This window comes from Rheinheimera baltica (assembly GCF_030731985.1).
Classification (GTDB): Bacteria; Pseudomonadota; Gammaproteobacteria; order Enterobacterales; family Alteromonadaceae; genus Alishewanella; species Alishewanella baltica.
On sequence record NZ_JAPJDY010000010.1, the window covers coordinates 70530 to 82380 of the forward strand.

Annotated in this window: 14 protein-coding genes; 13 read left to right on the plus strand and 1 reads right to left on the minus strand. The window is 43.8% G+C overall.

What is annotated here, in order from left to right; all coding sequences use genetic code 11:
- Window positions 1-13: 13 nt before the first annotated feature.
- The 13 genes from astA to ORJ00_RS16355 all read left to right on the plus strand — a co-directional run bounded on the left by astA (window position 14) and on the right by ORJ00_RS16355 (window position 10838).
- Complete coding sequence (gene astA, locus ORJ00_RS16295; protein ID WP_306140360.1) at window positions 14-1030, plus strand: arginine N-succinyltransferase; 1017 nt, start codon at window positions 14-16, stop codon at window positions 1028-1030.
- 30 nt (window positions 1031-1060) lie between these two features.
- Window positions 1061-2530 (plus strand): succinylglutamate-semialdehyde dehydrogenase, encoded by a 1470-nt coding sequence (gene astD / locus ORJ00_RS16300; RefSeq protein WP_027670252.1) that lies wholly within the window; start codon window positions 1061-1063, stop codon window positions 2528-2530.
- A gap of 120 nt (window positions 2531-2650) precedes the next feature.
- Window positions 2651-2995: a DUF3802 family protein gene (locus ORJ00_RS16305; RefSeq protein ID WP_027670253.1), complete on the plus strand. Its 345-nt coding sequence runs from the start codon at window positions 2651-2653 to the stop codon at window positions 2993-2995.
- An 83-nt stretch (window positions 2996-3078) separates the two neighbouring features.
- Window positions 3079-3507: an OsmC family protein gene (locus ORJ00_RS16310; protein WP_027670254.1), complete on the plus strand. Its 429-nt coding sequence runs from the start codon at window positions 3079-3081 to the stop codon at window positions 3505-3507.
- Between the two features lie 54 nt (window positions 3508-3561).
- A complete protein-coding gene (gene speD / locus ORJ00_RS16315) occupies window positions 3562-4371 on the plus strand; it encodes an adenosylmethionine decarboxylase (RefSeq protein ID WP_027670255.1) in 810 nt (269 codons plus the stop codon).
- Window positions 4372-5367: a tRNA dihydrouridine(20/20a) synthase DusA gene (gene dusA / locus ORJ00_RS16320; RefSeq protein ID WP_306140361.1), complete on the plus strand. Its 996-nt coding sequence runs from the start codon at window positions 4372-4374 to the stop codon at window positions 5365-5367. It abuts the gene before it with no gap.
- A gap of 182 nt (window positions 5368-5549) precedes the next feature.
- Complete coding sequence (locus tag ORJ00_RS16325) at window positions 5550-5819, plus strand: hypothetical protein (protein WP_306126817.1); 270 nt, start codon at window positions 5550-5552, stop codon at window positions 5817-5819.
- 3 nt (window positions 5820-5822) lie between these two features.
- Complete coding sequence (locus ORJ00_RS16330) at window positions 5823-5948, plus strand: hypothetical protein (protein ID WP_276202257.1); 126 nt, start codon at window positions 5823-5825, stop codon at window positions 5946-5948.
- Window positions 5949-6066: 118 nt separating this feature from the next.
- Window positions 6067-6264 (plus strand): PspC domain-containing protein, encoded by a 198-nt coding sequence (locus ORJ00_RS16335; RefSeq protein ID WP_027670258.1) that lies wholly within the window; start codon window positions 6067-6069, stop codon window positions 6262-6264.
- Window positions 6265-6354: 90 nt separating this feature from the next.
- The gene (locus tag ORJ00_RS16340) at window positions 6355-6786 is read left to right on the plus strand and encodes a copper chaperone PCu(A)C (RefSeq protein ID WP_027670259.1); all 432 of its coding nucleotides are present in this window, start codon (window positions 6355-6357) and stop codon (window positions 6784-6786) included.
- A gap of 11 nt (window positions 6787-6797) precedes the next feature.
- Complete coding sequence (locus ORJ00_RS16345; RefSeq protein WP_305976244.1) at window positions 6798-7775, plus strand: DUF2333 family protein; 978 nt, start codon at window positions 6798-6800, stop codon at window positions 7773-7775.
- An 8-nt stretch (window positions 7776-7783) separates the two neighbouring features.
- Window positions 7784-8542, plus strand: a complete 759-nt coding sequence (locus tag ORJ00_RS16350; protein WP_027670261.1) for a TIGR04219 family outer membrane beta-barrel protein — start codon at window positions 7784-7786, stop codon at window positions 8540-8542.
- 172 nt (window positions 8543-8714) lie between these two features.
- Window positions 8715-10838 (plus strand): response regulator, encoded by a 2124-nt coding sequence (locus tag ORJ00_RS16355; RefSeq protein WP_306140362.1) that lies wholly within the window; start codon window positions 8715-8717, stop codon window positions 10836-10838.
- Here ORJ00_RS16355 and ORJ00_RS16360 read toward each other — a convergent pair.
- The gene (locus ORJ00_RS16360) at window positions 10806-11702 is read right to left on the minus strand and encodes a TIGR03899 family protein (RefSeq protein WP_305976248.1); all 897 of its coding nucleotides are present in this window, start codon (window positions 11700-11702) and stop codon (window positions 10806-10808) included. The genes ORJ00_RS16355 and ORJ00_RS16360 overlap by 33 nt on opposite strands.
- Between the last annotated feature and the right edge of the window lie 149 nt (window positions 11703-11851).

An 11851-nucleotide genomic window follows, 5' to 3' on the forward strand; every position in this document is an offset into this window, starting at 1 on the left:
GGAGTAAGCGACGATGATGGTGATTCGCCCTATCCGAGCGGATGATTACCCAGCGCTGTATGATATTGCAGTGGAGTCGGGTCATGGTTTTACATCTTTGCCGGTGAACGAAGAACTGTTAATGCGTAAAATTAGCCGTTCTGAGCAATCCTTTGCAAATGACGTAGATGCGCCTGGTGATGAGGGGTATCTGTTTGTTTTACAAGATACTCAGACCGGAGAGATTTGCGGCACTAGTGCACTGGAAGCTGCCGTGGGGCTAGATGATGCATTTTATCACTATCACCTGGGCAAAGTGGTGCATAGTTCACGTTCTTTGGGTGTATATAAGACGGTTGATATCTTAACACTATGTAATGATTACACGGGTGTTAGTGAGCTCTGCACGTTATTTTTACGCGAGAAACGCCGAGAAAAAAATAATGGCCGACTGCTGTCAAAAATGCGTTTTTTATTTTTAGCTGAGTTCGCGCAACGTTTTTCTGACAGAGTTATAGCAGAAATGCGTGGCGTGTCTAATGCTGATGGAAGCTCACCATTCTGGCAATGGTTGCAGGAACATTTTTTTAACGTTGATTTTCCAACAGCCGACTATTTAACTGGCATTGGACAAAAGGTGTTCATTGCGGAGTTAATGCCGAAGTATCCCATTTATGTTAGTTTGCTAAGTAAACAAGCGCAGGCAGTAATTGGTCATGTACATGACAAAACTAAACCCGCACTCGCGTTATTGCAATCTGAAGGTTTTTCCAGTCGGGGATATGTTGATATTTTTGATGCTGGTCCGACAGTTGAAGCACGTGTTGAACACATTCGATCAGTGCGCAATAGTCAAAGACTGCAAGTGCAAATTGGTCCGGTTATTCAAGGGCAGCCCTATTTAGTCAGCAATACCAAGCTTGCAGATTTTCGCGCTACCTGGTTAGAACTGGCTGTCAACGAACAAAGTGAGCATGTCACCATGCCAGCCGAGGTTGCCGCTGCACTGCAAGTAAGTGTGGGTGATTGGGTTAGGGTAACCCGAATTTAAGCCGGGGCAGTTATTTAACAGGGGGATTTAATGAAACATGCGGAACAATTTATAAATGGTCAGTGGTTACATGGCGAAGGTAATGTATTTAACTCGCTTGACCCGGCAAAAAACCTGCAAATTTGGCAGGGTAGCGCAGCGACAGCTAACCAAATAGATTTGGCGGTTACGAGTGCTCGTCAGGCGCAATATCACTGGTCAGGTCTAACGTTTGAACAACGTGTAGTTGTAGTAAAAAAGTTTGCTGAATTGCTAAGTGAAAACAAAGAAGCTATGGCGCTGTCAATAGCTGAGGAGACGGGTAAACCTTTATGGGAAGCGCGAACTGAAATTGGCGCAATGATTGGCAAAATTGACATCTCTGTGCGCGCTTACCAGGAACGTACCGGCAGCAAAGAAAATCCTATGCCACAGGGACGGGCTTTTATCCGACATAAGCCTCATGGCATTGTCGCGGTGTTTGGGCCTTACAACTTCCCTGGACATTTGCCAAATGGACATATCGTTCCTGCACTTTTAGCGGGCAATGCGGTATTGTTTAAACCGTCTGAATTGACACCCAAAGTAGCAGAAGATACGGTTAAGTTGTGGCAACAGGCTGGTATTCCTGCTGGCGTGTTGAGTTTATTACAAGGCGAGGTTGAAACAGGCAAGGCGATCGCCAGTCACAACGGCGTAGACGGTATTTTCTTCACCGGTAGCTCACGTACAGGCCACTATCTGCATCAGCAATTTGCTGGTCGGCCGGATAAAATCCTTGCGCTGGAAATGGGCGGTAATAACCCACTGATTGTGCAGGATGTAGCAAATATTGATGCAACTGTGCATGACATAGTGCAGTCAGCTTTTATTTCTTCAGGCCAGCGCTGTACCTGTGCCCGTAAACTGTATTTGCCGACAGGTGAACAGGGCGATGCTATTTTAGCGCGCTTACTTGAAGTCAGCCGCAATATTAAAGTGGGTTTATATGATGCTGCCGAGCAGCCGTTTATGGGCTCAATGATTTCAGTTGCTGCAGCCAAAGGTATGTTAGCTGTGCAACAACAATTAGCTGAATCAGGTGGCGAAATCTTACTGGAAATGCGCCATATCGATGAAAGTACAGCCTTGGTTAGCCCGGGTATTGTTGAGTGTACAGCGATTGCAAACTTTCCGGATGATGAACATTTTGGCCCATTGCTAAAAGTATTCCGCTTCACTGACTTTGATCAGGCTATTGATAGTGCGAACAGCACCCAATTTGGTTTGTCTGCAGGGTTGTTAAGTGACAGCGCTGATCTGTATCAGCATTTTTTCCGTCGCATCCGTGCTGGCATTGTAAATTGGAACCGTCCTATCACAGGTGCAAGCTCAGCAGCACCATTTGGCGGGATTGGCGCCAGTGGCAACCATCGTGCCAGTGCATACTATGCGGCTGATTATTGCGCCTACCCTGTAGCATCTGTGGAACTGGAGCAGGTTGTGATGCCGGAGCAGCTATCCCCTGGCTTGAGTTTTTAGTCAATTAGAAAATAAATATGGTCGGGGCTAAGGCCCCGATTTGTTTTCTACGCCAGATTTTGCTTAAATAACTAAAACTTATTGGTGTTTTTTGCCAGCAGCTCAGGTGCATAGCAACTTATGGTCACAGACAAACCCGGATACGAGCATTTGATCCAGTTTCTGACTGAACATTTAGCGTTGTTTGAAACGGCCAGTAGTGCAGACGGAAAAACCATAGGCGAGTTGCTTGAAGAATCCATTGCCGAGCAGATTATTACATTGTGCACCCAACATACCTCCTTAGAAATGAACCATCGCAGTATGATTATCCGTGAAGTAGATGGCATTATGTATGATTTTCAGGAAGTGCTATCCAGTGTTTTGGAGAAAAATGCCACTACGCAACAAGCTGAACTTATCAACGAAATCTCTCTGTTAATCAAAAACCTGTTCGACACCGCTATAGCGGACTTACTAGATTAGACATAATTCGACTACAAATGTGCTAGATACCTGCGTGGCTTTTACGTAGAATAACGGCCTTATTTTTCAGGCTGGGGTTTGTAATGGAAGCAAAGGTCAAATGGCACGCTAACAACACCTTTATCGGGCACTCAGGCAGTGGCCACTCAGTGGTGTTTGATGGAAATAAAGAAGGCAGTTGTGCACCCAGTCCCATGGAAATGGTATTAATGGCAGCAGGAGCCTGCTCCTCAGTAGACGTTGTGAGTATCCTGAAAAAATCCCGTCAACAAGTCGTCGACTGTGAAGTAAAGCTCAGCGGCGAACGTGCAGAAACAATCCCTAAGGTATTTACCAAAATACATCTTCATTTTGAGGTGACGGGATTTAATCTGAATGAAAAACAGGTAGAGCGCGCTGTGCAGTTGTCTGCTGACAAATACTGTTCAGTGTCAATTATGTTATCGGGCAGTGTAACGGTAACGCATTCATACAGTGTAAAAGCGTCGGAATTATCACCGACAGCAGAATAACAGTGAATATTTAGTTTATAACCGGTGATCGGTTTTTTGCGGAGAAAATGTTAAGTGGTTAAGCCTTTTGAAAAATTGAAACTACACGGGTTCAATAACCTGACAAAAAGTCTGAGTTTCAGTCTTTATGACATTTGCTATGCTAAAACTGAGCAGCACCGTCAGGAATATATCGAATATATCGATGAGCAATACAATGCCGACCGTTTAACCGACATTCTAACCGAGGTCACCGATATTATCGGCGCCAATATTCTGAATGTGGCACGGCAGGATTACGACCCTCAAGGGGCCAGCGTCACTATTTTGGTTAGCGAAGAGCCGGTATTAGTTGACCCTGACAATTCCGAGAATCCGGGGCCAAGGCCTGACGCAGTTGTCGCTCATCTTGATAAAAGCCATATTTGTGTACATACCTACCCGGAAATTCACCCGCACGATGGTATCTGTACTTTTAGAGCTGATATTGAGGTTTCTACCTGCGGTATTATATCGCCACTTAAAGCACTTAACTTCCTGATCCACAGCTTTGAATCAGACATAGTAACTGTCGATTACCGCGTACGCGGGTTTACTCGCGATATCAGCGGCACTAAACACTATATTGATCATCCGATTACCTCCATTCAGAACTTTATGGACGCAGACACTAAGCGTGCATTCCAGATGATCGATGTAAATGTGTATCAGGAAAACCTGTTCCATACAAAGATGATGTTAAAAGAGGCTGATCTGAACAACTATTTGTTTGGTATGGGCACAGACTCTATGACTGACGAAGAGCAAAAAACAATCAGCAAAAAAGTGTTTCGTGAAATGCGTGAAATCTTCTATGGCCGTAATTTACCTGATATGAAGCAATAGATGACTACCCCTGGGTTTATTGACCACAAGTTTTCTGTTGCGCCAATGCTGGATTGGACCGATAAGCATTGCCGCTATTTTCATCGCTTGCTTAGCCAGCATGCCGTGCTCTATACCGAAATGGTGACGACCGGCGCTATTATTCATGGTAGCGGTGATTATCTTGACTTCAATACTGAAGAGCATCCGGTGGTATTGCAACTAGGCGGCTCTAATGCTGCTGATATGGCACACTGTGCCAAACTGGCACAGCTGCGTGGCTACGATGCCGTTAATATTAATGTAGGTTGCCCGTCAGATAGAGTGCAAAATGGTATGTTCGGTGCCTGCTTGATGGCGCAGCCATCACTCGTGGCTGACTGCATTAAAGCTATGCAAGACGTGGTTAGTATTCCGGTAACGGTGAAAACCCGTATTGGAATTGATGATTCTGATGACTATCAGTTTTTACAGGATTTTGTCCAGACAATAGCTGATGCAGGTTGTCAGCAACTTATTGTACATGCCCGCAAAGCATGGCTGAAAGGCTTAAGCCCAAAAGAAAACCGAGAAGTACCTCCTTTAAATTATGAAAGGGTGCATCAGTTAAAGTATGAGTTTCCCCAGCTCAATATCAGCCTTAATGGTGGCGTGAAAACGCTGCAACAGGCAAAAGAACAACTGCTCTTTCTAGATGGTGTTATGGTAGGGCGAGAAGCCTATACCAACCCGATGCTACTCAGTTACGTTGATCAGCTAATTTATGGTAAGCCTGATGTTGGGCGAACTCCTCAGCAGGTTGTGATGGACATGTTGCCTTACATCGAGCGTCAAATGTCACAGGGTGCAAGATTTTGGCACATAGCGCGTCATATGCTTGGTTTGTTTCAGGGGCTGCCTGGTGCCAGGCAATGGCGACGTTTGCTCAGTGAGCAAGGGCATTTTGCCGATGCCAAGCCAGAGCTTTTATTGCAGGCTTTAGCCAAAATAAAACCCGTTGCAGAATTGACCAATTGATTAGCTAATTACACTAATATTTGGTTTTATTTAAAGGCGAGCGTTGGGGGTAATGCTCGCCTTTTTTTATTGTTTTTATATATCAATCACTTACTGATTTTTGGTTGGTTGGCACACCTCTTGAAACATTTCTTGAAAAAGTAACGCTGTAACCCAGGTTAATGACATTCAAGGAAACGATAATGAACACTCTAACCGCTGTAGTAGCCATTGCTACACTGACGACAGGTATTTACAGTAACGATGTTGCTGCAAAGACGGTTTCGGAACAAATACGAGCTGATATTGAAATACAATTGACTGAATTGCATCAGGATACTCAGCGACAAACAAAAATGGCGATGACTAAAAGTAGTATTGATTTGCTCGCTATGCTGACTGCTGAACAAGACGTTGCCGCTGCAATATTTGCAACGAAAACGATTCGTACATCAAATAGTATGGCTGAGTAAATTATGTCTTTATATTCAAACTGGTTACTACTGATTTACCTAAGCCCGGTGTTAAGCATTATTCCCGTTATGCTGTTGTGGCAAACCATGTCACCAATGGCCACACTTTGGCATAAATGGCGTGTTTAGCAGGGGAAAGACGATGATATGGATGCAGACTGAATTAATCGCATTTGGCATGTTCAGCATTGTAATGCTTATAACAAAGTTAATTTATCGCAAATCAGAGTTATTGGGAGACTAAAAAATGGCTACTTATGATACAGACCGTTGGTATTGTGCTCGAGCTTACCGCAAAGTGTTTGGAGTTTGCGCTGGTTTTGCTGGTTATTATCAACAACCGCGCTGGTTGATCAGGGCATTAGCGGTGCTACTGTTGATTACAATACCGGTGGCAACGATTGTGGCTTATTTAGTTGCTGCGGTGATTTTGCCTGACCGATGATACTCATACGGCGCATTTGCTGAAGGTTACAGGCTGTGAACCAGTGTAAACTGGTGTAAGATAAAGCTGTGACTTGTAAGGAGAAATAAAATGCGATGTTTATTTATGGCCTTGTTGCTGCTAAGTGCGCAAGGATACGCTGCAGACAATACCATGCTCAGCATCGAGCAAGGTGAAATACGTCAACCCATGCCCGGCCGCACGGTCACAGTTGGATATTTTACCTTATACAATGCATCAAGTCAGGCAGCCAGCCTGATCAACGTGAGTTCCCCTGCCTTTTCTCGCGCTGAGTTACATCAGCATAGCCATAAAGATGGCATGATGCGTATGGAACAAATAGACACAATAGACGTACCTGCAAACGGCAGTATTACTTTGGCACCCGGTGGACTGCATCTGATGTTGTTTGAGCCAACAACAACATTAGAACCTGGTCAATTGGTTGATGTAGTGTTGCATTTCGCGGATGAGCAGCAACTGGCTTTGTCGTTGCCAGTGGTTGCAATGCCAAAACGTTAAAGGATAGCAATATGTTTAGTACCAGACTGATGGGTTCTGCGGTTGCAGTGCTCTTTATACTACTTTACCTCACTGGCTGGTGGGTGAGTCGCGAGCCTGCAATGTTGGTTGATGAAATTGATCAAAGCCGACAACAGTTGGGTGATTCCGCTATTGTTGGATACAACACTACAACTGCGTTGATTCGTGTAAGCGAAACCTTGCTGGATAAAAATGGTGGCTACTTATCGAATGACGTTATGCCGCCATTTGTTCTCTTAGATAATATGCCTGCTTGGGAACTGGGTGTACTTGAAATGTCTCGCGATTTAGCACTTGCTCTGCGCAAAGATCTTAGTCGATCACAATCGCAGTCTACCGAAAATGAGTTTTTAAAAGTTGCTCAACCGATGTTTAATATTGATCACAGTAGCTGGGCTATTCCAAGTGCTGAATCTGAGTACCGTAAGGCTATAGCACAGTTGTATTTGTACCGTGCTGAGTTGATGGATCCAGCGCGGCCTGACAGCCAGTTTTATGCTCGGGCGGATAACTTGCGGGATTGGTTAAAAGCAGTTGAAAAGCGCCTAGGAAGTTATTCTCAACGCTTGAGTGCCAGTGTTGGTCAAGATAGGCTGAATACTGACTTGGCTGGCGACGCGACGGCTCGACAATCTACGTTAACGCCAGCCAATATGATGATTAAAACCAGTTGGTGGAAGCTCGATGACGAGTTTTACGAAGCGCGGGGAGCGAGCTGGGCGTTGTTACATTTCTTAAAAGCCGTGGAAGTTGATTTTGCTGATGTGCTGGAGCGCAAGAATGCAATGGTAAGCCTTCGGCAGATTATTCGTGAGCTTGAAGCTACCCAACAAGCTGTTTGGAGTCCAATGATACTGAACGGCAGTGGTTTTGGACTAATGGCTAATCATAGCTTGGTAATGGCTAACTACATATCCAGGGCGAATGCAGCGCTGATAGACCTGTCTGAACTATTAACACAAGGGTAAATATACGCATGAAGAAAACAGTACTGTGGCTATCGCTAAGTAGCGTGTTGTTTAGTGGTGTTGCCACGGCAGATACGCTGCTTGGTCTTTATCTTGGCGCTGATGGCTGGCGCACATCTACAACAGGTCGTTTCGCGGATACTGAGCAACTGCAAGATTTTAACTTTGCGGATAAAACACAATCGTCGTTTTATCTTGCTTTTGAACATCCTGTTCCCTTAGTACCCAATATACGCATACAACGGAATGATTTGACTTCATCAGGAGCGACACAACTGGATGTAAATTTTAGTTTTGCCGGTGAGCAATTTGCGCAGGGAAGTCAGATAAACAATCACATTGATTTTACCAGCACAGATTATGTGTTGTATTACGAGGTTTTGGACAACGATTTAATTAGCATTGATTTAGGTGTTAGCGCTAAACATCTTGATGGTACTGTCGCTATAAAGGAACAGGGTACCAGCGATGTTATGGCTACAGAGGACATTTCGACACTGTTGCCAATGTTATACAGTTCAGTTCATATAGGGTTGCCGCTAACAGGGTTAGATCTGTTTGCTCAGGGTAGTTTTGTGTCATACGATGGTAGTCGCCTTTACGATATGCAGGCCGGTATTGCTTATACTTTAATAGATAATATTGCTGTTGATCTGCGACTAAAAACCGGATACAGAGCTGTTAATTTGCAGCTTGATAACATAGATGATGTTTATGCCGACCTCGATTTTAGCGGTGTTTTTGCTGGAATAGAATTACATTTTTAAACTATGGCATGGTGAGGCTTTGTCGCACCATGCATAGTGTTATTCTGTTGTTGTTAGCTTGTTACCCCAATGGAATAGTTTTATAGTTATTACAATGATATTGAGCTAGGGTGCTATTTTGGTAAATCTTTTCAAACCGTTAATCTTGCCCTGGCTATTGACTCTTTTCGTAATGATGTTGTTTACCGGTCTTTGGTATCACTTTGATAGTAAAGCCCAGCAACGCTTGCAATTAGAACAAGTTACTGCAACGCTTCAATTGAGTATTCGTCCCTTACTCAACAACAATGATGCTGACTTAGTTAAAGCACAATTAAACCACATGCGTTTTGTCAGTGCCTTGCCATTGCGGTCAATTGCTGTTTATAGTCGTGAGCATCGCTTAGAGTTATCAACTGAGTTACCAGACAGCCTGAAACATTTTTCACCAGAAAAACCCGTCTCAGATTTTTCGATGCAACCTTTTGATGAAGGTGTTCTGGTATTAAAGCCCTTTTCCAATACTACTAAATGGCCTGATCTTGGTGAGTCAGCAATACCTGACCAATATTATTTATTGTTACTGTTTGAAAAAGTTACGTCACATAGTGTGTGGCTGATCCCAGTTATTTTAATGGGCGTGCTTGGTGGCATTGTGTTGATATTGTTTCAAAATAATTTGGCACAACTGTTCCAGCGGCAGCATACCGACGTTAGTTTATTGGTGCATAAGCTGAGTCAGTTACGCGGTGGGCAGAATAATGTTAACGTTAATGAAGATTTAGTACCTGAACTCGCAGCTCTTAAGCCTGCCATCAACGCATTGGCCGCCTATCATCAGGATACCGTTTTTGCTGCAAAGCAGCTATCTGAGCAGCAGCAGCAGAAGATCGATAACGCTGAGCAGGAAAATGTGTTGTTGCAACAGCAATATCTTTCGGTACAACAACAAAATGTTGCCATCCAGCAAACTGTGCAAAATAGACTGCAGGTGCTTATGCAACTGCAGCAACAGCAACAGCAGGCAGAGCTTGAGTATAGTGACTATCTCCAAGCACTAAATGCACAGCTTGAGTTATTTCAATTGGAGTTTGCCAGCCAAGGTGTGGTTAATAACCGTTTGAAACTAACAGATTTTGTTTATGAATTGTTGCCTAAATTAACGGCTTGGTCTAATGATAAACACATTGAACTACAAATTTTTGAAGGCGCGGATAATTTACGTTATCAAGTTGAGGTGCCGGAGCAACCACTGGCATTGTTACTGCAGTCACTGATGCAAATTGCTAGTAGAGCCCCGGGTATAACAGAACTGATACTCAGAGTTGAACTCAACGTCGTCGGCCTCAATGCCACTTTACATATTAGTATAACGGGTAGTGGAGAGGGTATTACAGCGCGCACACGGCAGCTTTTAACGGGTAACGATACCAGACCGTTACAATGGCACGAAAGTGATATTGGTTTTTTTATCGTATCAAAACGTCTACTTAATGCTGAGTTGAGCATACAGTCTCTGGAAGGCCTTGGCTGTACTATCGCGTTAAGTTTGCCGATATCTACTGTTCAGCTAGATGCACCAATACCCGTTAAAAGAGCATTATATTTTGGCAGCCAGCACGGCGATTTGACTGAGCGGACTCGCGCTATTGAGCCATTAGTCAGTAGTATTTTGAAATGCAGTGACATTGCTGATTTTTCATTGAAATATAATAAATTGGCTTTTGATTTTGCATTGGTATTACTGCCTGAACCTGCAGATTTAATGCAGTGGCGTACACTTTTAGATGAGTTACGTGAACACTGCCCCCTCTATTGTTATGCATTGCCATCGCAAATAGCAGTATGGCGCGAAGCGCTGCAACAAACGGTGTATCAAACTCCATTCTGCTTAGGATCTATCCAACCTTCTACAACTCGGGAAGAAAAGCAACCTCGTTTACTGGTAGTAGACGACAACACCACCAATTTATCTTTTGTACAGGTATTGTTAAAAGATCACCCCATTGAACTGCACACTGCCAGTTGCGGCACCGCTGCCTTGCAGATGTGTCAACAACGTAATTTCGATGTTGTTTTACTGGATATCCAACTCCCCGATATCTCTGGCACTGAAGTTGCTCGTCGGCTTCGGCAGTTATCTGAGTATCAAACTACGCCTATTCTGGCTTTTACGGCTCATGCCTTGGAAGAGGAAATGCATAGTTTTTTACAAGCCGGTATGAACGATGTAATTATAAAACCGTTGGATGTGGCAAAACTTTCACAGATATTGGAATGGTGCTCAAGGAGCAAAACGAATGATGTTAACCAATAGCTGTTTAAGTGCTTCGACATATTGCTGATTAGGTTGTGCATTCAAAAGTGGCAGAAGCTCCGCGCCACTGGCAGTGTATTTATAGTACTGTAGCACGACATCTTTACTGCAGACAGTGCCATTCATACTAAGTTGCTGGTATTGCCAGTTAAGCTGCTGTCCAGCAGGCAAGGTACCACTTTCAATTTCAGAGCTGTGCAAAAGACCAATATCCATCAAACTTAATATTTGCGGATATGACAGTCCGAACTGATTAAGATTAACCACCGCCCGACTGCGACCGGTCAGTAGGCGCCAAAGTGAAGGTCGGCTAATATAACCGAAATAAATGCGGGCACTGGGATCCTGACGTGTGCGACAACTCAAATTCGCTGCTTGTTGCAGTGCCATAGCCTCTTTGTAGCTCATGCGTTTTAATGTATGTAATGTTTTCAACGAAAATTTGCCTGGAGTGGCAATTTCACCAGCAAGAATTTTGGCCCACAGGTGCTGCATGTTGGTATTAGATATGTCTAAAATGAGATCACAAAATTGCTGAAACCAATCAGGATCGACATCTTGTGCGGAGACACTTTCAGGGCAGTACTCCAAAGCCTGCGCCATGATCCGTTCCAAATTATGTTGTTGGCGTTCACGTTGCATCTGTAAGCGTCGCTCTGCACGCTGATTAATATTTAAGCTGGCAGAATTGAAAATCGCACCCGATCGTGCAGCAAGTTGTTGGTGTTTGTCGCTAAATTGGCCCTGATCTTGTGTGTTATTGGTACTTTCAATGTCTTTTGATGTTGATATTCCTGCACCAAACTGAGTTTTGGCAAGCTGCAATAAGCGTTGTTGCGCGCTTAATGAATTGACTTTAACCATGACAATATTCACTTCGCCAGAATAGTTTAACGCTATCTTGGCATCTCAGAAATCTTGCAGCAAGTTATACAGATACACTTTGTTCAAAATAAAATCTGTTATAACTTACTCTTATGTAAAAGATGCATGTATATTTAAGCGGAATCATT

Coding starts and splice junctions, on each gene's coding strand:
- astA (WP_306140360.1), top strand. CDS start 14: ATGATGGTGATTCGCCCTATCCGAGCGGATGATTACCCAGCGCTGTAT.
- astD (WP_027670252.1), top strand. CDS start 1,061: ATGAAACATGCGGAACAATTTATAAATGGTCAGTGGTTACATGGCGAA.
- ORJ00_RS16305 (WP_027670253.1), top strand. CDS start 2,651: ATGGTCACAGACAAACCCGGATACGAGCATTTGATCCAGTTTCTGACT.
- ORJ00_RS16310 (WP_027670254.1), top strand. CDS start 3,079: ATGGAAGCAAAGGTCAAATGGCACGCTAACAACACCTTTATCGGGCAC.
- dusA (WP_306140361.1), top strand. CDS start 4,372: ATGACTACCCCTGGGTTTATTGACCACAAGTTTTCTGTTGCGCCAATG.
- ORJ00_RS16325 (WP_306126817.1), top strand. CDS start 5,550: ATGAACACTCTAACCGCTGTAGTAGCCATTGCTACACTGACGACAGGT.
- ORJ00_RS16330 (WP_276202257.1), top strand. CDS start 5,823: ATGTCTTTATATTCAAACTGGTTACTACTGATTTACCTAAGCCCGGTG.
- ORJ00_RS16335 (WP_027670258.1), top strand. CDS start 6,067: ATGGCTACTTATGATACAGACCGTTGGTATTGTGCTCGAGCTTACCGC.
- ORJ00_RS16340 (WP_027670259.1), top strand. CDS start 6,355: ATGCGATGTTTATTTATGGCCTTGTTGCTGCTAAGTGCGCAAGGATAC.
- ORJ00_RS16345 (WP_305976244.1), top strand. CDS start 6,798: ATGTTTAGTACCAGACTGATGGGTTCTGCGGTTGCAGTGCTCTTTATA.
- ORJ00_RS16350 (WP_027670261.1), top strand. CDS start 7,784: ATGAAGAAAACAGTACTGTGGCTATCGCTAAGTAGCGTGTTGTTTAGT.
- ORJ00_RS16355 (WP_306140362.1), top strand. CDS start 8,715: ATGATGTTGTTTACCGGTCTTTGGTATCACTTTGATAGTAAAGCCCAG.
- ORJ00_RS16360 (WP_305976248.1), bottom strand. CDS start 11,702: ATGGTTAAAGTCAATTCATTAAGCGCGCAACAACGCTTATTGCAGCTT.